This window comes from Streptomyces sp. ICC4 (genome assembly GCF_003287915.1).
Classification (GTDB): Bacteria; Actinomycetota; Actinomycetes; order Streptomycetales; family Streptomycetaceae; genus Streptomyces; species Streptomyces tritrimontium.
Map to the genome: position 1 here is coordinate 6802830 of NZ_CP030286.1, position 21929 is coordinate 6824758.

Consider the following 21929-nt stretch of genomic DNA (forward strand, 5'->3'; position numbering starts at 1 on the left):
CTCATGAAGCTCATGAAGAGGGGGACGACCGTCGCGCTTCGCGCTGGACGGTGTCCCCCTCCCCTCTACGGGCCGTACGGGCTTGTCGGTCCTCGCCGGGATCTAGTCGCGGGCCGCCGTCAGCCGCTCCGCGTGCTCCTGGAGCGAGCGGACGCCGACGTCGCCGCGGTTGAGCGCGTCGATGCCCTGGACGGCCGCGGCGAGCGCCTGGACCGTGGTGAGGCACGGGACGCCGCGCGCCACGGCGGCCGTACGGATCTCGTAGCCGTCGAGGCGGCCGCCGGTGCCGTACGGGGTGTTGACGATCAGGTCGACCTGGCCGTCGTGGATGAGCTGGACGATGGTCTTCTCGCCGTCCGGGCCCTCGCCCTCGCTGAGCTTGCGCACGACGGTGGCGTTGATGCCGTTGCGGCGCAGCACCTCGGCGGTGCCGGAGGTGGCCATCAGCTCGAAGCCGTGGGCGACGAGCTCGCGCGCCGGGAAGATCATCGTGCGCTTGTCGCGGTTGGCGACGGAGATGAACGCGCGGCCCTTGGTGGGCAGCGGGCCGTAGGCGCCGGCCTGGGACTTCGCGTAGGCGGTGCCGAAGACGCAGTCGATGCCCATGACCTCGCCGGTGGAGCGCATCTCCGGGCCGAGGACCGTGTCGACGCCGCGGCCGTGGATGTCGCGGAAGCGCGACCACGGCATGACGGCCTCCTTGACGGAGATCGGCGCGTCGAGCGGCAGGGTGCCGCCGTCGCCGGTCTTCGGGAGCATGCCCTCTTCGCGCAGCTCGGCGATGGTGGTGCCGAGCGAGATGCGGGCGGCGGCCTTCGCGAGGGGGACGGCGGTCGCCTTCGAGGTGAAGGGGACGGTCCGGGAGGCGCGCGGGTTGGCCTCCAGGACGTAGAGGATGTCGCCCGCCATCGCGAACTGGATGTTGATCAGGCCGCGGACGCCCACGCCCTTGGCGATGGCCTCGGTGGAGGCGCGCAGCCGCTTGATGTCGTAGCCGCCGAGGGTGATCGGGGGCAGGGCGCAGGCCGAGTCGCCGGAGTGGATGCCGGCTTCCTCGATGTGCTCCATGACGCCACCGAGGTAGAGCTCGGTGCCGTCGTAGAGGGCGTCGACGTCGATCTCGATGGCGTCGTCGAGGAAGCGGTCGACCAGCACGGGGCGGGTCGGCGAGATCTCGGTGGACTCGGCGATGTACGAGGACAGCCGGTCCTCGTCGTAGACGATCTCCATGCCGCGGCCGCCGAGCACGTACGAGGGGCGTACGAGGACGGGGTAGCCGATCTCGTCGGCGATGGCCTTGGCGCCCTTGAAGGTGGTGGCGGTGCCGTGCTTGGGGGCGGGCAGGCCGGCGTCGGCGAGGACCTGGCCGAAGGCGCCGCGGTCCTCGGCGGCGTGGATGGCCTCCGGCGGGGTGCCGACGATGGGCACGCCGTTGTCCTTGAGCGCCTGGGCGAGACCGAGGGGGGTCTGGCCGCCGAGCTGGACGATGACACCGGCGATGGGGCCGGCCAGCGACTCGGCGTGGACGATCTCCAGCACGTCCTCGAGCGTGAGCGGCTCGAAGTACAGGCGGTCGGAGGTGTCGTAGTCCGTGGAGACGGTCTCCGGGTTGCAGTTGACCATCACGGTCTCGTAGCCGGCGTCGCTGAGCGCGAAGGAGGCGTGGACGCAGGAGTAGTCGAACTCGATGCCCTGGCCGATGCGGTTCGGGCCGGAGCCCAGGATGATGACCGCGGGCTTCTCGCGGGGGGCGACCTCGGACTCCTCGTCGTAGGACGAGTAGAAGTACGGGGTCTTCGCGGCGAACTCGGCGGCGCAGGTGTCGACCGTCTTGTAGACCGGGCGGACGCCCAGCGCGTGGCGGACCTCGCGGACTACGTCCTCGCGCAGGCCGCGGATCTCGGCGATCTGGAAGTCGGAGAAGCCGTGGCGCTTGGCCTCGGCGAGCAGCTCGGGGTGGAGCTTCTCCGCGGCGGCCAGCTCGTCCGCGATCTCCTTGATGAGGAAGAGCTGGTCGACGAACCAGGGGTCGATCTTCGTGGACTCGAAGACCTCTTCCTGGGTGGCGCCGGCGCGGATGGCCTGCATGACGGTGTTGATGCGGCCGTCGGTGGGGCGGACCGCGGTGGCGAGGAGCTCGTCCTTGTCGCCGGTGGGGCCGACGAAGGTGAACTGCGAGCCCTTCTTCTCCAGGGAGCGCAGGGCCTTCTGGAGGGCCTCGGTGAAGTTGCGGCCGATGGCCATGGCCTCGCCCACCGACTTCATGGTGGTGGTGAGGGTGGCGTCGGCGAGCGGGAACTTCTCGAAGGCGAAGCGCGGGGCCTTGACGACGACGTAGTCGAGGGACGGCTCGAAGGAGGCCGGGGTCTTCTCGGTGATGTCGTTGGGGACCTCGTCGAGCGTGTAGCCGATGGCCAGCTTGGCGGCGATCTTGGCGATCGGGAAGCCGGTGGCCTTCGACGCGAGCGCGGACGACCGGGACACGCGCGGGTTCATCTCGATGACGATGACGCGGCCGTCGACCGGGTCGATCGCGAACTGGATGTTGCAGCCGCCGGTGTCGACGCCGACCTCGCGGATGATCGCGATGCCGATGTCGCGCAGCCGCTGGTACTCGCGGTCGGTGAGCGTCATCGCCGGGGCGACGGTGATCGAGTCACCGGTGTGGACGCCCATCGGGTCGAAGTTCTCGATGGAGCAGACGACGACGACGTTGTCCTTGGTGTCGCGCATCAGCTCCAGCTCGTACTCCTTCCAGCCGAGGATGGACTCCTCCAGGAGCACCTCGGTGGTCGGGGAGAGCGTGAGGCCCTGGCCGGCGATGCGGCGCAGCTCTTCCTCGTTGTGGGCGAAGCCGGAGCCGGCGCCGCCCATGGTGAAGGAGGGGCGCACGACGACGGGGTAGCCGCCGAGGGTGTCGACGCCCTGGATGACGTCGTCCATCGTGTGGCAGATGACCGAGCGGGCGGACTCGCCGTAGCCGATCTTGGCGTGGACGGCTTCGACGACGCCCTTGAAGAGCTCGCGGTCCTCGCCCTTGTTGATCGCCTCGACGTTGGCGCCGATGAGCTCGACGTTGTACTTCTCCAGCACACCCTGCTCGTGCATGGAGATGGCGGTGTTGAGCGCGGTCTGGCCGCCGAGGGTCGGGAGCAGCGCGTCGGGGCGCTCCTTCGCGATGATCTTCTCGACGAACTCGGGGGTGATCGGCTCGACGTACGTGGCGTCGGCGATCTCCGGGTCGGTCATGATCGTGGCGGGGTTGGAGTTCACCAGGATCACCCGCAGGCCCTCGGCCTTGAGGATGCGGCAGGCCTGGGTCCCGGAGTAGTCGAACTCGGCGGCCTGCCCGATGACGATCGGGCCGGAGCCGATGACCAGGACGGACTGGATATCGGTGCGCTTAGGCACGATCGGCCTCCATCTGGGCGGTTTCCATCAAAGACGTGAAGCGGTCGAAGAGGTACGCGGCGTCGTGCGGGCCGGCAGCCGCCTCGGGGTGGTACTGGACGGAGAAGGCCGGCTGGTCGAGCAGCTGGAGGCCTTCGACGACCTGGTCGTTCAGGCACACGTGGGAGACCTCGGCGCGGCCGTAGGCGGTCTCGGAGACCTTGTCGAGGGGCGCGTCCACGGCGAAGCCGTGGTTGTGCGCGGTGATCTCGACCTTGCCGGTGGTGCGGTCCTGCACCGGCTGGTTGATGCCGCGGTGGCCGTACTTCAGCTTGTACGTGCCGAAGCCGAGCGCGCGGCCCAGGATCTGGTTGCCGAAGCAGATGCCGAAGAGCGGGGTCTTGCGGGCCAGTACGGCCTGCATGACCGCGACGGGGCCGTCTGCGGTGGCCGGGTCGCCCGGGCCGTTGGAGAAGAACACGCCGTCGGGGTTGACCGCGTACACGTCCTCGACGGTGGCGGTGGCGGGGAGCACGTGCACCTCGATGCCGCGCTCGGCCATCCGGTGCGGGGTCATGCCCTTGATGCCGAGGTCCACGGCGGCGACGGTGAACTTCTTCTCACCGATCGCGGGGACGACGTACGCCTCCTTGGTGGCGACCTCGGCGGCGAGGTTGGCGCCCTTCATCTGCGGGGCGGTGCGCACCTTGGCGAGCAGCGCCTCGTCACGGACGCCGTCCCAGGCCTCGCCGGAGAAGATGCCGACGCGCATGGCGCCGCGCTCGCGCAGGTGGCGGGTCAGGGCGCGGGTGTCGATGCCGGAGATCCCGACGACGCCCTGCTTGACGAGCTCCTCGTCCAGCGAGCGGCGCGAGCGCCAGTTCGAGGGGACGCGCGCGGGGTCGCGCACGACGTATCCGGCGACCCAGATGCGGGAGGACTCGGAGTCCTCGTCGTTGACGCCGGTGTTGCCCACGTGCGGGGCGGTCATCACGACGACCTGCCGGTGGTACGACGGGTCGGTGAGGGTCTCCTGGTAGCCGGTCATGCCGGTGGAGAACACGGCCTCGCCGAAGGTCTCCCCCACAGCGCCGTAGGCGCGGCCGCGGAAGATCCGACCGTCCTCCAGGACGAGTACGGCGGGAGCTTTGGCTGCTCCCCTGGTGGAGGTCGTCATCGTTCGGCGCCTTCCGTCGTGGTGATTGAGTGGTTCATGAGGTTGATCGCTTCGACCCAGGCGGCGTGTTCGGCCGCGCGGTCGGAGCGGAATCCGGAGTCGATCAGCCTGTCGCCGTGCGCCCATGTGACGACGAGGAGACCGCCCTCGGTGAGTACCTTGCCCGCGATTCCCTTGTCGAGGCGGGCGCCGCGCAGTTGCGCGGCCGGTACGAAGAAGTCGGTGGCACCCGGACGGACCACGTCGAGGCCCGCGTCGGTGAGCGTGAGCTCGACCCGGCTGCGGACCCCCAGCCCGTGGGCGACGATCCGGTCGAGCCACTGCCCGGCGGTGGTGGACCCGTGGTACCGGCCGGTCAGGGCCAGCCGGTGCGCCGGGAGGCCGCTGGGGGCGGCGGGCAGCTCCGGCAGATCGCTCTGCAGGGTGCCGCGCCATTTCCAGCCCTGCCGCATCAGCCAGTACACGAACGCGATGAAGACGAGCAGACCGATCACCCACGCGATGCGGGCGCCCCAGTCCGTCACCTCCGCCGACTGTCGTTCGGCGGCCTCGGCGGCCAGTTGGATCACTGCAGGTGTCACGCCAGTTTCCCGTCCACGACCGTTGCCCGGCCCCGCAGGAAGGTGTGAGTGACGCGCCCCGGCAGCTCACGGCCCTCGTAAGGCGTGTTGCGGCTGCGGGAGGCGAAGTGTGCGGGGTCCACGACACCACGGTACGAGGTATCGACCAAGGTCAGGTTCGCGGGTTCACCTGCCGAGACGGGGCGTCCGTGGTTCGGGAGGCCGCCGATGCGCGCCGGGGCGAAGGACATCCGCTCGGCGACGCCCGCCCAGTCGAGCAGTCCGGTCTCCACCATCGTCTGCTGGACGACGGAGAGCGCGGTCTCCAGGCCCACCATGCCCATGGCGGCCGCGGCCCACTCGCAGTCCTTGTCCTCGTGGGGGTGCGGGGCGTGGTCGGTCGCGACGATGTCGATCGTGCCGTCGGCGAGCGCCTCGCGCAGGGCCAGCACGTCGCGCTCGGTGCGCAGCGGCGGGTTGACCTTGTAGACCGGGTTGTACGAGCGCACGAGCTCGTCGGTGAGGAGCAGGTGGTGCGGGGTGACCTCGGCGGTGACGTCGATGCCGCGGGACTTGGCCCAGCGGACGATCTCGACGGAGCCGGCGGTGGAGAGGTGGCAGATGTGCACGCGGGAGCCGACGTGCTCGGCGAGCAGCACGTCGCGGGCGATGACCGACTCCTCGGCGACGGCGGGCCAGCCGCCGAGGCCGAGCTCGGCGGAGACGACGCCCTCGTTCATCTGGGCGCCCTCGGTGAGGCGGGGCTCCTGGGCGTGCTGGGCGACGACGCCGCCGAAGGCCTTCACGTACTCCAGGGCGCGGCGCATGATCACGGCGTCGTCCACGCACTTGCCGTCGTCGGAGAAGACGGTGACGCGGGCGGCGGACTCGTGCATGGCGCCAAGCTCGGCGAGCTTCTTGCCCTCCAGGCCGACGGTGACGGCGCCGATGGGCTGCACGTCGCAGTAGCCGGACTCCTTGCCCAGGCGCCACACCTGCTCGACGACGCCGGCGGTGTCGGCGACGGGGAAGGTGTTGGCCATGGCGAAGACGGCGGTGTAGCCGCCGGAGGCGGCGGCGCGGGTGCCGGTGAGGACGGTCTCGGAGTCCTCGCGGCCGGGCTCGCGCAGGTGGGTGTGGAGGTCGACGAGGCCCGGGAGGAGGGTCTGGCCCTGGGCCTCGATGACCGTCGCGTCGCCGGCGTCCAGGTTCGCGCCCACGGCGGCGATGGTCTCGCCGTCGATCAGGACGTCCTGCGCCTCGCCACCGAGTACCTTCGCGCCACGGATCAGGATCTTGCTCATCTTTACTTCGTCTCCTCGGTGCGGGCGGCGGTGGTGCTGGCGGTGCTGGTGGTGACGGCGGGCTCGGAGCCCCCGAGCAGCAGGTACAGGACGGCCATCCGGATGGAGACGCCGTTGGTGACCTGCTCGATGACCGTGCAGCGGTCGGAGTCGGCGACCTCGGCGGTGATCTCCATGCCGCGGACCATCGGGCCGGGGTGCATCACGATGGCGTGCTCGGGCATCCGGGCCATCCGGGCGCCGTCCAGGCCGTAGCGGCGGGAGTACTCGCGCTCGGTCGGGAAGAAGGCGGCGTTCATCCGCTCGCGCTGCACGCGCAGCATCATCACGGCGTCGGACTTCGGCAGCACCTCGTCCAGGCTGTACGAGATCTCACACGGCCAGGCCTCGACGCCGACGGGCACCAGGGTGGGCGGGGCCACCAGGGTGACCTCGGCGCCCAGGGTGTGCAGCAGCTGGACGTTGGAGCGGGCGACCCGGCTGTGCAGGACGTCGCCGACGATGGTGATCCGGCGGCCGTTCAGGTCCTTGCCGAGCCCGGCGTCCTTGCCGACGAGGCGGCGGCGCATGGTGAAGGCGTCGAGCAGGGCCTGGGTGGGGTGCTCGTGGGTGCCGTCACCGGCGTTGATGACCGGGGCGTCGATCCAGCCGGAGGTCGCGAGGCGGTAGGGGGCGCCGGAGGCGTGGTGCCGGATGACGACCGCGTCGACGCCCATGGCCTCCAGGGTCTGGGCGGTGTCCTTGAGGGACTCGCCCTTGGAGACGCTGGAGCCCTTCGCCGCGAAGTTGATCACATCGGCGGACAGGCGCTTCTCGGCGGCCTCGAAGGAGATCCGGGTGCGGGTCGAGTCCTCGAAGAAGAGGTTGCAGATCGTGCGGCCGCGCAGGGTGGGCAGCTTCTTTATCGGCCGGTCCGCGACGCGCGCCATCTCCTCGGCGGTGTCGAGGATCAGGACGGCGTCGTCGCGCGTGAGATCGGCGGCCGAGATGAGGTGGCGCTTCATCCGGGTTCTCCGTACGTCGGTGAGGGCAGCGGTGTGGGGAGGGCAGACGGGCGGGCTGGGGTGTGGCAGGGCAGGCTTCGGCGCGCGGACCCCCGGGGGGGTCCGGCTCCGGCAGGGTTACTGCCCCGCTGCCCGGTCGGTTCGCTGGCCGAGCAGTACGGCGTCCCGGCCGTCCTCCTCCTGGAGCTGGACCGACACGTTCTCCCGCAGCGACGTGGGGAGGTTCTTGCCGACGTAGTCGGCGCGGATCGGCAGTTCGCGGTGGCCGCGGTCGACGAGGACGGCGAGCTGCACGGCGCGCGGGCGGCCGATGTCGCCGAGGGCGTCGAGGGCGGCGCGGATGGTGCGGCCGGAGAAGAGGACGTCGTCGACGAGGACGACCAGGCGGCCGTCGATGTCGTCGCCGGGGATCTCGGTGCGCCCGATGGCGCGGGCCGGCTTCATCCGCAGGTCGTCGCGGTACATGGTGATGTCGAGGGAGCCCACCGGGATCTTGGCACCGGTGATCTCTTCGAGTTTGGCGGCCAGCCTGCGGGCGAGGTACACGCCGCGGGTGGGGATGCCGAGGAGCACCACGTCGTCGGCGCCCTTGGCGCGTTCGACGATCTCGTGGGCGATCCGGGTCAGGACCCGGGCGATGTCCTGCGCGTCGAGAACGGGGCGCATGGCATCGCTCTGCCCGGTTTCCCGGGCTGTGGTGCGGTTGTGCTGGGTGTCCATGAAAAGGACCTCCTTCTCCGCCTCACGGGACGGACCTTAAAGGACGTCTGATCTACGCGTTCCACGGTACCAGGGGGATTCCCCGGGGCCCGCACCGGGGCGGCCCGGGACCCCTCGTCCGTGGGCGTCGCGGACCATTCGGCTTGACGCATCCAAGTAACGCTGCGTAACCTCACAGTGAGTTACGAGCCGCGCGGCGGAGCCGCACGTGGTCCATCACGTGGGCCATGTCGCCAAAGCGTTCATGTCGTCACAGCGTCCATGCCGTCACAGCGCACAGCGTCCGGGAGCGTTATGTCCAGCGAATACGCCAAACAGCTCGGGGCCAAGCTCCGCGCCATCCGCACCCAGCAGGGCCTTTCCCTCCATGGTGTCGAGGAGAAGTCCCAGGGCCGTTGGAAGGCCGTGGTGGTCGGTTCCTACGAGCGCGGGGACCGCGCCGTGACCGTCCAGCGCCTTGCCGAGCTGGCGGACTTCTACGGGGTTCCGGTGCAGGAACTGCTGCCGGGAACGACCCCCGGCGGAGCGGCCGAGCCGCCGCCGAAGCTGCGCCTGGACCTGGAGCGCCTGGCCCACGTCCCCGCGGAGAAGGCCGGCCCGCTGCAGCGTTACGCGGCGACCATCCAGAGCCAGCGCGGCGACTACAACGGCAAGGTGCTCTCGATCCGCCAGGACGACCTGCGCACCCTCGCCGTCATCTACGACCAGTCCCCCTCGGTCCTGACCGAGCAGCTGATCAGCTGGGGCGTGCTGGACGCGGACGCGCGTCGTGCGGTGGCGCACGAGGACATCTAGTCCGACGGTGTTACCGGGCCCAGGCCCAGCAGAAACGTTACCGGCGGGGGGCCGGGGGGGCGGGGAGCGGGGTCCGTACGCAGCCCCGCGCGAGCCCTGCAGCACTGGTCACCGGGGGGAAGGGGCTGGACCACGGAGCCGGGCCGGTTCGAGGTGCTGGCCGGGCGCAGCGCGGGTGACCTGCCGCTCCGGGCGGCGATCGAGGTCTGACGAGCTGGCCGCGGCGAGGCTGCGCCTGCTCACCCCGCGCCAGATCGCCGACCGCCTCGACGACCGCTTCCGGCTCCTGACCAGTGGCAGCCGTACCGTCCTGCCCCGCCAGCAGACCCTGCGCGCCGTCGTCGACTGGTCCTGGGACCTCCTCGCCGAGCCCGAACGCACCGTCCTGCGCCGGCTGTCCGTCTTCGCGGGCGGCTGCGACCTGGCGGCGGCCGAAGCCGTCTGCGCCGACCCCGACGCCCGCCACCCCCCGGCTGTCGCCGGCCCCCCGGCCGTCGCCGACCCCCGGGACGTCGCCGACCTCCTCGGCTCCCTCGTCGACAAGTCCCTCGTCCTCGCCGAACCCGCCGGCCCGGCCGGCATGCGCTACCGCATGCTCGAAACCATCCACGAGTACGTCACCGAGCGCGCCGCGGCCGAACCCGCCGCCCGCGCCCGTACCGCCCGTCGCCACGCCGCCCACTTCACGGCCCTCGCCGAAGAAGCCGAACCCCTGCTCCGCTCCGCCGCCCAGCTCCCCTGGATCCGCCGGATCGAGACCGAGCTCGACAACCTCCGCGCGGCCCTCCACACCGCCCTCACCCACCACGACGTCGACACCGCCCACCGCCTCAACTTCGCCCTCGGCTGGTTCTGGTGGCTGCGCAACTACCGCGACGAGGGCGCCGAGTGGACCGACCGGGTCCTCGCCGTCACCCCGCCCGACCCGCCCGTGGGCTCAGCGCACCACTGGAGCCTCATGCGCCTCCAGGTGCTCCACATCTTCCTGGTGGCCGAGGGCCGCGACACGGTGCCGTTCCGCACCCCGGAGTACGCCGCCCTCTCGGCCCGCATCACCGAGGCCTTCGGCCGCGGCGGCCCCGAGACGGCCCGCTTCCCCGGCATGCTCTGGCCCATGGCCTCGTTCCTCACGGGCGACGTCCTCGACTTCCACGCCCACCTCGACACGACCGTCGAGGCCTGCCGCCGCCACGGCGGCGACTGGGAGCTCGGCGTCACCCTCATGCTCCGCACCCACGTCGCCATCGACATCACCGGCGGCCTGCCCACCGTCGACGCGGACATCGCGGAACTGCACGAGATCGCCCACCGGGTCGGCGACCGCTGGACCCGTTCCCAGGTGGCCAGCGCGGCCGGCGAACTGGCCCTCTCCCGCGGCCGGTACGCCACCGCCCGCACCGAGTACGAGGAGTGCCTGCGCCTGGCCCGCGAGGTCGGGGCGCACATCGAAGCGCCCTTCGCGCTCGTCCGCATCGCCGAAGCGTCGTTCTGCGCCGGGGACTTCGACGAGGCGGAGCGGCTGCTGGACCAGGCCGACCGGGAGGCCGAACAGTACGGCGGGGTGTATGACGTGCTCTCCTACAGCCACCTGGTCGCCTCGCTGATCGCGCTCTTCCGGGGCGATCTCGGCCGGGCACGCAGCGAGTGCGATCTGGCCCGCGCCTCGGCCGGGAAGTTCACCGGGCCCCCGCAGCTCACCGCCGGCATCGACAACATCGGCGCCGTCCTCGCCGCCCGGGAGCACGGCCCCGAGGCCGGCCTGGTCCTGATCGCCCCCGCCCTGGCCGCCGCCGTCGCCGGGCACTGCGCGGAGCGGGTCCTCGCCGCGCTCGCCGAGACCGCCGCCGGTCAGCTGGCCGCCGCCGACCGGCCCGCCGAGGCGGTACGGGTCTTCGCGGCCGCCACCGCCTGGCGCGCGGGCCACCCGCGCTCGGTCCCGGAGGCGGCCGCCCTGGCCGACCTCCCCCACCGCACCCTCGCAGCGCTCGGCCCGGAGCGGTACGCCGGGGAGCAGGCGGCCGGCGCCGCCCTCGGCCCGCCCGAGGCGGCGGAGCTCCTGACCAGCACGGTCCTGGCCCTCACCGGCACCTGACGGCGCCCGGAAACCCGACGGCCGCGGTCAGCGGCAGCTGATGACGGAGTCGGCCCAGCTCGCCAGCGTCGGCAGCCGGCCGTCCCCGGCCCGCTCCACGACCAGGCGCAGCGTCTTGTGCCCGGCCAGGGAGACGGACACGCCCACCGCCGGGTCCTCGTAGCCGAGCGCCCGGGACTGCCACAGGCGCTGCCCGTCCGCGTACACGGAGAAGCGCACCTCGCCGTCCGTGAGCACCGACAGGCCGTCCACGCCGGCCCGCGAGGAGAAGCTCGCGCACTGGCGGTTGAGTGCGATCTTCACGGAGGAGCGGGAGTTGACGGTGATCCCGTGCGTGAAGCGCTGCCCGCCGATCTGCGGTCCCCAGCGCTGCCACACCCAGCTGCTGCGCCAGGTCTGGAGCTCCGGGCCGCTGTGGTCCCCGTAGACGGAGTGGACCAGCCCGGACAGCCGGAACCCCTCCGGGGCCTGCGGCGGCGGGGTGGGCGTCGGCTTCGGCTTGGGGCTCGTGCTGCGGCTCGGGCTCGGGCCGGGCGAGGGCCGCTCCCGGCTCGGCGAGGCCTTCGGCACGGCCGGCGGCGCCTTGGCCGACGGCGGCGGGGGAGTGCTGGCCCGCGGCGGCGGTACGGAGCCGCGCGCCGCCGAAGGCTGCGCGGCGGGCGGGCTCGGCTCCTGCGCGGCGGGCGCGGAACTCACCGGCACCGGCCGGACCGGCGCCGCCACGCTCGGCGCGGCATCCGCCCGGGCCTGCGGCTCGGTGTCGTCACCGGCCAGTGCGAACACCACTCCGGCGGCAGCGGCGACCACGACCCCGGCGGCGATGGCCGCCTTCGCGGGCAGCCCCAGCCCCTCCGAAGCCACGGCTCCGCCGACCCCGCCGGACCCGGCCGCACCACCCGCGGCCCCGGCTCCGGCACCTGCACCGGCCCCTGCGGTCGATCCGCCCGCGGCGGCCGCGGCGGCCCCGGCCCCGCCCGCGGCGACGGCCCCGCCCGCCACCACTCCGGCGGCCTTGGCCGCGTACCCGGCGGCGAACCACCCGATGACGGCGACCGGAAGCAGCGCGGGAATGCCCGCGTTGACGTCTTTGAGCTCCCCGGCGGCGAGCCGGCACCGGGCGCACTCCTCCAGGTGCTTGCGCAGCCCCCGCTCGGCCCGCATGCGCAGCCCGCCGCGGGCGTACGCGCCGAGCCGGTCGGCGTACCGGGCGCAGTCCCCGCCCGAGCTCAGCGCGGTGCTCACATGGGCCTGCAAGTACGCCTGCTTGAGCCCTTCGCGGGCCCGGCTGGCCAGGACGGCGGTGGCGTTGGCGCTCAGCCCGAAGAGCGGGGCGATCGCGCTGGGAGAGGCTTCCTCGACGGTGGTGTGCCACAGCACGGCCTGCCACCGCTCGGGCAGGCTCCGGAAGGCCTGCATGGCGAGGGACTGCTCCGCCTCGCGCATCGCCCGTACGTCGGCGCCGAGTTCCAGGGTGTCGTCCCCGGTCAGCGGGACCGGGCCGTCACCGGATCCGGCCGACTGCTCCGCGAACAGCGCGAAGTCCTCGACCAGGTGCTCCCGCTTGGCGGTCTTCGCCCAGGCCGCGGCAACCCGGCGCACGGTGGTCAGCAGGTAGGCGCGCACCGACTGGTCCGGACCCGCCCCGCCCCGTACCGCCTGGAGGGTGCGGGCGAACACCTCGGCCGTCAGATCGTCGGCGGTGTGCCCGTCGCGACAGCAGGTGCGGGCGTAGCGGCGCACGGCATCGGCGTGCCGGCGGAACAGCTCCTCGTACGCACCGTCGTCGCCGGCGCGCATCCGGGCGATCAAATCCCCGTCGGACGGCGGGAGCTCTCCGCTCGACCCGGCGGCGTGGCGGCCACCCGGTTCGCGCTGCGCCGGGACCTGCCGGGCGGGCAGGCTGCCCGTCTCGACCTCGCCGCCGGCGCCACCGCGTGGCTCTTCACGCCCGTCACCGCTCATCGCGGAAGCCCCCGCACGACACACTCAACCGGTCCACCGATCCAGCGTGTCACATGGCGGCCGCGCACCGGACCCGTCTCCACGCCATCCACTCGTCCGGGCAAGGTGCGGCGAATCGCCGTACGTCACCTCACCCGTTCGAGCGAGCGGCCGTTCGACGGACCCGGTTGACGCGACCACCAGTGCGGAGCCGCCCCCGGTGCGAAGCCGACCACCGCGCGGCGGCGACCACGCAGTGCGAAGCCGCCCTCCACTGCGAAGCCGACCACCGCTCGGCGGCAACCACCGCTCGGCGACGACCACCCAGTGCGAAGCCGACCACCCAGTGCGAAGCCCGACCAGCAGCGCGGTGCCCCGCCCCACCTGTCAGACGGTCCGGGAGCGCAGCCCCTCGAGCAGGATGTCGAGCAGCCGGGCCGAGGCCGCCGCCTGCTGCGCCGCGTCCGGCAGCGCGGGCGCCGCCGTGGCTATCACGAGCAGCACATCGGCCACCGTGACGTCGGCGCGCAGCTCGCCGGCCTCCCGGGCCCGGTCCACCAGACGGCCGACGACCTCCAGCAGCGCACCCGCGCCCGCGTCGTCCGAGGGTTCGTCCTCCAGGGAGGTCCGAGAACCCCCCACGACCCGCAGATCGGGCACCCCGCCGGTGACGGCGGCCTGACGCTGGTGCGGGACGCGCGCGTCCCCGTCCTGCGCCCCGTCCTCGTCCGGCCCGCCGACCCGCAGCACCTGCGGCGGCAGCAGCCGCCCGGCGCCGGAGGCCACGGAGGTGCGCAGGAAGCGCGACAGCGCCTGCCACGGCTCCTCCTCCTGGCCGAGCGCGGTGCGCGCCTGCTCGGTCAGCCGGGAGGTCTCCTCCTCGGCTATGCGCCGGACCAGGACGTCCTTGCTCGGGAACCGCCGGTACACGGTGCCGACGCCGACCCGCGCACGGCGCGCGACGTCCTCCATCGGAGCCCCGTAGCCCAGCTCGCCGAAGACCTCGCGGGCCGCGCGCAGTACGTGTTCGAGGTTGCGCTGAGCGTCGACGCGCAGCGGCGTGGAGCGGCCCACGCCGTGCGTGGTGGGGCCGCCGGCCATCAGGCGGCCATTGTTTTCGGTCGAAGCCGTGGCTGTCGACAGTGCCGTGGCAGAAGCATGGAAATCGGAAATGTGCATGTGTATCCCCCGGTAATCTTATGTCTCCCCCCGGAGACACTCCCCGCCTTCGCATCGAGGGGGGCCACGGTCATGAGGGCCCTGGTCCTACTCCTCGACGAGATACGAACATAGTTGAGCCAGAGTCAATTCAGAAGAGGCAGCCCCGGACGGACCGCCGCCCGATCGGAGCATTCACCCCCACTTTTCCGTTCCAAGCCCCCGGAATCACCCGTTCCGCACGGCCTGACCTGCACACCTTCTCCTCCATCGGCACCCCCCGACAGCCCCGTCCCGCCTTCCCCGTCGGTCACACAATTTGTCGGGCCTGTGGACAAACTCCCGGCCACGTTGCGTCATGGGATGGTGAAGGCTGCTAACTCCCGGGGCACGGCCCCCGGTACCCCGCCCCGTACGCGGATCCTCATCATCGGCGGCGGCTACGTAGGCATGTACACGGCACTCCGGCTCCAGCGAAAGCTGAGAACCGACGAGGCCGAGGTCACGGTGGTCACCCCCGAGCCCTACATGACGTACCAGCCCTTCCTCCCCGAAGCGGCCGCGGGCTCCATCTCACCGCGCCACGTGGTGGTCCCGCTGCGCCGCGTCCTCCCCAAATGCCGCATCCTCATCGGCGAGGCCCGGAGCATCGACCACTCCGCCCGGACCGCGACCGTCACCACCCTCGCCACCGAGGAGGAGGGCGGCGGCCCCGTGGTGATCGAGTACGACGAACTCGTCCTCGCCCCCGGATCCGTCTCCCGCACCCTCCCCATTCCGGGACTCGCGGAATACGCCATCGGATTCAAGACCGTGGAAGAGGCCATCGGCCTGCGCAACCACGTCATCGAGCAGATGGACATCGCCTCCTCCACCCGCGACCCCGCCATCCGCGACGCCGCCCTGACCTTCGTCTTCGTCGGCGGCGGCTACGCCGGCGTCGAAGCGCTCGGCGAGCTCGAGGACATGGCGCGCTACGCCGCCCGCTACTACCACAACGTCAAACCCGAGGACATGAAATGGGTGCTGGTCGAGGCCAGCGACCGGATCCTCCCCGAGGTCGGCCCCGAAATGGGCACCTACACGATCCGTGAACTGCGCCGCCGCGGCATCGACCTGCGCCTCGAGACCCGCCTCGAATCCTGCGAGAACCGCGTCGCCGTCCTCAGCGACGGCGCCCGCTTCCCCACCCGCACCGTCGTCTGGACCGCCGGCGTCAAACCGCACCCGATCCTCGCCGCCAGCGACCTGCCCAAGACCGACCGCGGCCGCCTCGCCTGCACCTCGTTCCTCACCGTCGAAGGCGTCGAACACGCCTGGGCGGCCGGCGACGCCGCCTCCGTCCCCGACATCACGGCACCGGAGAAGGGCACCGCCTGCGCGCCCAACGCCCAGCACGCCCTGCGCCAGGCCAAGGTCCTCGCCGACAACCTCGTCTCGTCCCTGCGCGGCGGACTCCTCACCGAGTACGCCCACAAGTACGCCGGATCCGTGGCCTCGCTCGGCCTCCACAAGGGCGTCGCCCACGTCTACGGCCGCAAGCTCAAGGGCTACCCGGCCTGGCTGATGCACCGCGCCTACCACCTCAGCCGCGTCCCCACCCTCAACCGCAAGACGCGCGTACTCGCCGAATGGACCCTCTCCGGACTCTTCAAGCGTGAGATCGTCTCCCTGGGATCCCTCGAACACCCCAGAGCAGAATTCGAACTCGCCGCGGGCGGAGGCCCCAAGGACCCCCCGAAGAAGACCGAAGGCTGACGTCGTCAGTGCCGTCGGCCCCACCGGACGTGTGACCATAGGTGGGCTCACACCTGCACTGAGTGACATCAGCGTGACATCCGAGTGCCACCCGAGTGCCACCGAGTGACACAGCGACCACGAGCGACACCACGAGGCTTGAACGCAGTGAACTTCACGCGCTGGAGCGCCCGGTTCCCCGGAACGCAGCGTCGCGCCGCCGCCCGCTCCGAACACGCCGCCGCCCAGGCCAAACGGGGCGAGGGCGCGGTCCCGGCCGCCCGCGGCGCCGCCGGCCACGCGGCCGCCGCGGTCGACGGCGGCCCCGCCGACCCCACCGTCCGCGGCACCGGCTCGGCCACCGCGGCCGCGCCCGCCACCGCCGGTACGGGAAGCTCCGCCGCACCCGTGCCCTCCCCCGACGAGCTCTCCGTACGGGACGTCCTCGACCGCCTCCCGGCCCTCATCGCCCTCGTGCACGGCCCCGAGCACCGGGTCGCCTACGTCAACGACGCCTACACCGCCGGCTTCGGCGCCCGCACCCCCGGCGCCCCCGCCCACCTGGCCCTCCCCGAGATCGGCGACCTCGGCCTGCTCCCGCTCCTGGAGCAGGTCCAGCGCAGCGGGAAGCCCCGTACCGCCAAGAACCGCACGGCGCCCGGCGGCGGCAGCTCGTACACCGTCACGTGCACCCCGGTGGACTTCCCCAAGGCCGCCGCCGACGGCGAGCCGGACGGCGCCCACCACACCGGCATCCTGATCCACCTCGCCGACGTCACCGACCACGCCGAGGCCGCCGAGCGCCTGCGGGCGAGCGAGCGCCGCCAGCGCGAGGCCGCCGTCACCCTCCAGCGCTCCCTCCTCCCGCAGGAGCTGGAACAGCCCGACGACCTGCGCGTCGCCGCGACGTACCAGCCCGGCGGCACCGAGGCGGCCGTCGGCGGCGACTGGTACGACGTCATCACCCTCGGCGCCGGCCGCACCGCCCTCGTCATCGGCGACGTCATGGGCCGCGGGGTCCGCGCCGCCGCCGTCATGGGCCAGCTCCGCACGGCGGTCCGCGCGTACGCCCGCCTGGACCTCCCGCCCCACGAGGTCCTGCAGCTCCTCGACGGACTGGCCGCCGAGATCGACGCCAGCCAGATCGCCACCTGCGTCTACGCCGTCCACGACCCCAACGAAGGCCTCCTCGCCTACGCCTCCGCCGGCCACCTCCCGATCCTCGTCCGCGACGAGGACGGCACCGTCCGCCGCGCCGCCGACCCCACCGGCCCGCCGCTGGGCACCGGCGGCTGGCTCCACACCTCCGGCACCATCGCGCTCGGCCCCGGCTCCACCGCCGTCCTCTATACGGACGGCCTGGTCGAACGCCGCGGCGAGGACATCGACGAAGGCGTCGCCGCCCTGGAGCGCGCCCTCTCCGGCGCACAGGGCACCCCCGCCGTCATCTGCGACCGCCTGATGCGCGCCCTCGGAGTGGACGCCGACCACGACGACGACGTCGCCGTGATGGTCCTCCAGCAGCCCGCCCGCACCGGAGCCGATGCCGAGCTCTTCCACAACGCAGCCCTGGAACTCCTCGGCGGCGTCGAGGCCGCCCCGCGCGCCCGCGCCTTCGCCCAGGGCGTCCTCGCCTCCTGGCGCTTCCCCGTCGAGCTCTGCGACCTCGGCGTCCTGGCCGCCAGCGAGCTCGTGGCGAACTCCCTCCAGCACGGCACCCCGCCCATGCGCCTGCGCCTGCGCCGCACCGACCGCCGGCTGATCATCGAGGTCACCGACGGGGACGACCACCTCCCGCGCCGCCGCCGCGCGGAACCGGCCGACGAGACCGGCCGCGGCATCTCCATCGTCGCCACCATCGCCTCGGCGTGGGGCTCGCGCCGCACCCCGGGCGGCGGCAAGGCCGTCTGGTGCGAGTTCGCCCTCCCCGACAAGGACAGGGACAGGGAGAGGGACAGGGACAAGTAGCGTCCGGACACGAAGAAGGCCCCGGTCCACCGGACCGGGGCCTTCTCCTGTTCAGTCCGCCTACGCGGGCACGGGCGCGGCGGCCTTCGCCGGCTCCGCCGACCCCGCCACGACCAGGCTCGGCGCCAGCGACGGGTTGTCCTGCACCGGCGTCAGCTGCTTGCCGAGGCGCAGCGCCAGCCCGACGATGCCCAGCGAGACCAGGACGAAGATCCCGATGTAGAGCATCGGCACGCCCGCACCCAGCGGCACACCCAGCGGCCCGAGCGCCAGCGCCATCTGCTTGACCAGCGCGAAGGCCGAGTTGTACTGGCCCACGGAGCCCTCCGGAGCCAGATCGGCCACCAGCGGCGCCAGCGTCGGCGACAGCATGGCCTCGCCGATGCCGAAGAGCCCGTACGTGATCACGAACGCGGCGGCGGCCATGACGGCGCTGCCGTGTCCCAGCCCGGAGAAGCCGGCGATGATCCAGGCGCCGGTCCAGATCAGACCGACGAGCGCGATCACCCGGGAGCGGCGACGGTTCTCCACCAGCCGCAGCACGACGAACTGCGCGAGGACGATCGCACCCGTGTTGGCGGCCAGCGCGAACCCGAGCGTGGACGGGGAGATCCCGGCGGCCTCCGTACCGAAGGCGGCCAGCCCCGACTCGAACTGTCCGTAACAGGCGAAGAACAGGACGAAGCCGAGGACGCAGAACTGCACCATGGCCTTGTGCTCCATCAGCCGCTTCCAGCCGCCGCCCGACTGCGCGGCCTGCTTGGCAAGGGCGTTGCTGATGGCCGGCACCTGCGGCATCCGCACGGTGGCGATGACCCCGGCCAGGACCAGGAACATCACGGCCTCGATGCCGAAGAGCAGGGTGAAGCTGCCGGGACGGCTCTCGTCGACGATCAGGCCGCCGATGAGCCCGCCGATGCCCAGCCCCAGGTTCTGCATGAAGAACTGGAGCGCGAAGGCACGGGTCCGGGTGGACGGCGTGGAGCACCGCACGATCATTGTGGCCAGCGCGGGCTGCATGACGGCCTGACCGGCACCCAGCGCGAGTGCGGAGAGCAGGATCGCGACCACGCCCGTGGACAGCCCGAGCGACAGCGCGCCGGCGGAGGCGAGGAAGGCCGCACCGATGACGACGGGGACCGGACCGCGCCGGTCGATCACCCGCCCGGTGAAGGGCAGCGCGAGAAGCGCACCGAGGGCGAACGCCATGAACGCGCCGGTCGCCCACACGGGGTCCAGCTCTCGCACTTTCGCCGCGTAGACATAGAGGAACGGAACCGTGAAGCCGATGCCGAACGCGGTCAACGCGTTCCCGGCCTGGATCCGCCGCATCGCAGCGCCCATCACCTTGGTCACTTCTCACCACCTTGATTGCTGAAGCTTGAAGACTTCATCCCTAAAGTTCGATCCTTAACTCTACACATCGAAGGAGTTAGACGCCAACGCTCCCGTGCGATACTTCGAACCATGGGTGACACCCCCGACGGCACTGCGCCCGTCCACGAGCCGAGCCTCGACGAACAGATCGCCGTCTATCAGCGCGAGTTCCAGGACCTCGACCCCCAGGTCGAGAAGGTCGTCTCGGCCCTGAGCCGCCTGAACCGCCGGATGAACGTGGCGTACGGCCGCCAGACCGCGGCCCTGGGCATCAGCAACGCGGAGTGGGAGGTCCTCAAGGCCCTCGTCATCTCCGGAGACCCGTACCGGATGGGCCCGAGCGAGCTCGCGAAGCAGTTGGGCCTCACGCCGGCGGCGATGACCCACCGGATCGACCGGATGACGGCGGAAGGGCTGGTCACGCGCGAGCGGGACGAGAACAACCGCGTCCGCGTGATCGTCGAGCTCACCGCGGAGGGCCGCAGCAAGTGGCTGGACGCGATGCGCGCGGCCACGGTCTTCGAGGAGGACCTCCTCCAGGACCTCTCCACCGCGGAACGGGGAGTGCTGGGCGACATGCTCACCCGCCTCCTGGACCGCGTGGAGGACCTCCAGTCCCCCAGCTGACGCGTCCCCGAGTCCGGGGTTGACACCAGGCCCGCGGATCCGTAAGGTTCTTCGAGTTGTCCCTGAGCCGAAAGGTTTCGGGTATAACGAATCCCGCCGCCTCGTTGCGGCACCCAACTCAGCACGATCTCCCACCGGGAACGTATTCGGCATGCCCGAATTCATTTCCGAAGGCCGATTATGAATCGCCTGGGAAATCCACTAGAGTTCTGGGAGTCGGAAGGGCACAACAGCCCGAAAGACAAACCCCGCTGACTGGGGGTCAGGCCCGAAAGAGTCTGATAGAGTCGGAAACACAAGAACGAAGGAAGCGCCCGGAGGAAAGCCCGAGAGGGTGAGTACAAAGGAAGCGTCCGTTCCTTGAGAACTCAACAGCGTGCCAAAAATCAACGCCAAAAAGTTGATACCCCGTCCATTTCGGTGGATGAGGTTCCTTTGAAAAAGACCTGTGAGGTCGCGGTTCTGCCGTTCAGCCGGAACCAGCCGGCCGCGGTGAGGCCCTGGAGCGCGATCAGGGGTGCGAGCAGCGCGAGCTTGCCGAGGGCCGCGGCCGCGGCGATGACCAGCCCGAGGGCGGCGGTCAGTATGGCCGCCCGCGGGCCCGGGTCGATGATCGGCGAGCGGCCTTCCGCGCGGGCCCGGGCGGGGTCGACCGCGCGGAGGGGGCTGCCGGCAAGGGTGGGCGGGGCCCAGGCGGGCCGCACCTCGGCCGCCCCCGGCCCCGCTTCCCGCAGGGCGGCGGGGGAACCGCCGGCCAGCAGGACCGTGAGGAGGAGCAGACAGCTGAGGGTTCGGGACATGGTGCGGCTCCTGGATGGGGAGGTGGTGGATCGGGCGGCGACCACCCTCGTCGGGCGGTTCGCGCCGTATGTCGGCATATCGACCTGATGGGGTGTGACCCGGCCGGATGCTCAAAGTTCATACCGGCGTGCCCGCTTGGTCCACCCCTGTGAGCTGGCAATACCCTGCATGACACGGAAGTAGCAGGGCCGCATTGCGGGGGAAATCGTGACCACAGAGACAAATTCCATCGAGCTGCCGCGGCTCGACGACCGGGCCGTCGCCGTCTTCGCGTACGCGTTGTCGCAGGGCAGCCTCAAGAGGCCGCCGCACGAGGCGCCCGGGGCCCTCGGCATGACCCCGGACGAGGTCGAGGGGGCCTGCCGCACCCTGCTGGTGCTGCGGCTGCTGCGCCCGGCGCCCGGCAGTCCCGGGGAGCTGATCCCGGTCAGCCCGGACGCCGCCGCGGCGGAGGCGGTCGGCCCGCTGGAGGCCCGGGTCGCGCAGGCCGCCGCGCACGCCCAGTCCGTACGCGAGGACCTGCGCTCCCTGATGCCGCACTACCGCGCCGCCCGGCGCGCACGCGACCACCGCCAGGGCGTGGACGTGCTGGCGGACCTCGCGGCCGCTTCGGCGATGCTCACCGAGGAGTCGGCCCGCTGCCGGGAGGAGGTGTTCAGCATCCAGCCCGGCGGCGGCCGGGCCCCGCACCGCCTCGGGGACGCCATCGACCGGGACCTCGCGATGCTCGCCCGCGGGGTGCGGATGCGCACCCTCTACCAGCACTCGGCGCGGCCCAGCCTCTCCACCCAGGGGTACGTGGAGACCCTCACGGAGGCCGGCGCCGAGTACCGGACCGCCGCCGAACTGCCGGACCGGGCGGTGGTGTTCGACCGCTCGGTGGCCTTCCTGCCGCGCCGCGCCGACGGCGGCCCGGGCGAGGGGGCCGTACTGGTCCGGGACCCGGACGTGGTGGCGTACCTGTGCCGGGTGTTCGACCAGCACTGGTCCGGCGCGACCCCGTTCCACGGCGGCAGCGAGGCCGCCTACAAGGAGGTCGGCCCGAGCCTGCGCCGGGCGCTGGTCGGGCTGCTGGCCGAGGGGGCCAAGGACGAGGTGATCGCCCGGCGGATGGGCATGTCCCTGCGCACCTGTCGCCGCCACATCGCCGAACTGATGGAGGAGCTCGGCGCCGAGAGCCGGTTCCAGGGCGGCGCCCTCGCCGAACGCGCCGGACTCACCACGGCGCGGTAGGTCCTACGGCCGTCCTGGCGGCGGAGCGAGGGACGCGGAACGCGG

At 72.0% G+C, this 21929-nt stretch carries 16 protein-coding genes; 6 read left to right on the top strand and 10 right to left on the bottom strand.

Annotated elements, in window-relative coordinates; translation table 11 throughout:
• Positions 1–102: 102 nt before the first annotated feature.
• The 6 genes from carB to pyrR form a co-directional block, all read right to left on the bottom strand.
• A complete protein-coding gene (carB, locus tag DRB89_RS31870; RefSeq protein WP_112446818.1) occupies positions 103–3411 on the bottom strand; it encodes a carbamoyl-phosphate synthase large subunit in 3309 nt (1102 codons plus the stop codon).
• On the bottom strand, positions 3404–4567 hold the full coding sequence (gene carA, locus DRB89_RS31875) for a glutamine-hydrolyzing carbamoyl-phosphate synthase small subunit (protein WP_112446817.1): 1164 nt from the start codon (positions 4565–4567) through the stop codon (positions 3404–3406). The genes carB and carA overlap by 8 nt, the downstream gene beginning before the upstream one ends.
• On the bottom strand, positions 4564–5148 hold the full coding sequence (locus DRB89_RS31880; RefSeq protein WP_112446816.1) for a hypothetical protein: 585 nt from the start codon (positions 5146–5148) through the stop codon (positions 4564–4566). The genes carA and DRB89_RS31880 overlap by 4 nt, the downstream gene beginning before the upstream one ends.
• Positions 5145–6431, bottom strand: a complete 1287-nt coding sequence (locus DRB89_RS31885; protein ID WP_112446815.1) for a dihydroorotase — start codon at positions 6429–6431, stop codon at positions 5145–5147. The genes DRB89_RS31880 and DRB89_RS31885 overlap by 4 nt, the downstream gene beginning before the upstream one ends.
• Before the next feature lie 2 nt (positions 6432–6433).
• Entirely contained in the window at positions 6434–7435 is a 1002-nt protein-coding gene (locus DRB89_RS31890; RefSeq protein WP_112446814.1) for an aspartate carbamoyltransferase catalytic subunit, read from the bottom strand.
• A 117-nt stretch (positions 7436–7552) separates the two neighbouring features.
• A complete protein-coding gene (pyrR, locus tag DRB89_RS31895; RefSeq protein ID WP_112446813.1) occupies positions 7553–8155 on the bottom strand; it encodes a bifunctional pyr operon transcriptional regulator/uracil phosphoribosyltransferase PyrR in 603 nt (200 codons plus the stop codon).
• A gap of 294 nt (positions 8156–8449) precedes the next feature.
• On the opposite strand from pyrR, the gene bldD reads away from it, so the two are divergent.
• Positions 8450–8950, top strand: coding sequence for a transcriptional regulator BldD (bldD, locus tag DRB89_RS31900; RefSeq protein WP_069929708.1), 501 nt, complete (start codon positions 8450–8452; stop codon positions 8948–8950).
• 175 nt (positions 8951–9125) lie between these two features.
• Positions 9126–11042, top strand: a complete 1917-nt coding sequence (locus DRB89_RS31905) for a tetratricopeptide repeat protein (protein WP_112463515.1) — start codon at positions 9126–9128, stop codon at positions 11040–11042.
• 27 nt (positions 11043–11069) lie between these two features.
• Here the strand turns inward: DRB89_RS31905 and DRB89_RS31910 are convergent, their stop codons facing one another.
• Both DRB89_RS31910 and DRB89_RS31915 read right to left on the bottom strand, forming a co-directional pair.
• On the bottom strand, positions 11070–13004 hold the full coding sequence (locus DRB89_RS31910; RefSeq protein WP_112463516.1) for a sigma-70 family RNA polymerase sigma factor: 1935 nt from the start codon (positions 13002–13004) through the stop codon (positions 11070–11072).
• 366 nt (positions 13005–13370) lie between these two features.
• Positions 13371–14084 carry a helix-turn-helix domain-containing protein gene (locus tag DRB89_RS31915; protein WP_239516429.1) on the bottom strand — a complete coding sequence of 238 codons (714 nt, stop codon included), beginning with the start codon at positions 14082–14084 and terminating at the stop codon, positions 13371–13373.
• 420 nt (positions 14085–14504) lie between these two features.
• Here DRB89_RS31915 and DRB89_RS31920 point away from each other — a divergent pair, with 420 nt between their 5' ends.
• On the top strand, positions 14505–15899 hold the full coding sequence (locus DRB89_RS31920) for an NAD(P)/FAD-dependent oxidoreductase (protein ID WP_112451756.1): 1395 nt from the start codon (positions 14505–14507) through the stop codon (positions 15897–15899).
• A 147-nt stretch (positions 15900–16046) separates the two neighbouring features.
• Complete coding sequence (locus tag DRB89_RS31925) at positions 16047–17846, top strand: ATP-binding SpoIIE family protein phosphatase (protein ID WP_112451757.1); 1800 nt, start codon at positions 16047–16049, stop codon at positions 17844–17846.
• Between the two features lie 60 nt (positions 17847–17906).
• Here DRB89_RS31925 and DRB89_RS31930 read toward each other — a convergent pair whose 3' ends face one another.
• Positions 17907–19190 carry an MFS transporter gene (locus DRB89_RS31930; protein ID WP_204358089.1) on the bottom strand — a complete coding sequence of 428 codons (1284 nt, stop codon included), beginning with the start codon at positions 19188–19190 and terminating at the stop codon, positions 17907–17909.
• A gap of 123 nt (positions 19191–19313) precedes the next feature.
• On the opposite strand from DRB89_RS31930, the gene DRB89_RS31935 reads away from it, so the two are divergent.
• Positions 19314–19850 (top strand): MarR family transcriptional regulator, encoded by a 537-nt coding sequence (locus DRB89_RS31935; RefSeq protein ID WP_112451759.1) that lies wholly within the window; start codon positions 19314–19316, stop codon positions 19848–19850.
• 386 nt (positions 19851–20236) lie between these two features.
• Here DRB89_RS31935 and DRB89_RS46415 read toward each other — a convergent pair whose 3' ends face one another.
• The gene (locus DRB89_RS46415; protein WP_162688809.1) at positions 20237–20650 is read right to left on the bottom strand and encodes a hypothetical protein; all 414 of its coding nucleotides are present in this window, start codon (positions 20648–20650) and stop codon (positions 20237–20239) included.
• A 208-nt stretch (positions 20651–20858) separates the two neighbouring features.
• On the opposite strand from DRB89_RS46415, the gene DRB89_RS31940 reads away from it, so the two are divergent.
• Positions 20859–21884, top strand: a complete 1026-nt coding sequence (locus DRB89_RS31940; protein ID WP_112451716.1) for a hypothetical protein — start codon at positions 20859–20861, stop codon at positions 21882–21884.
• The last annotated feature ends 45 nt before the right edge of the window (positions 21885–21929 follow it).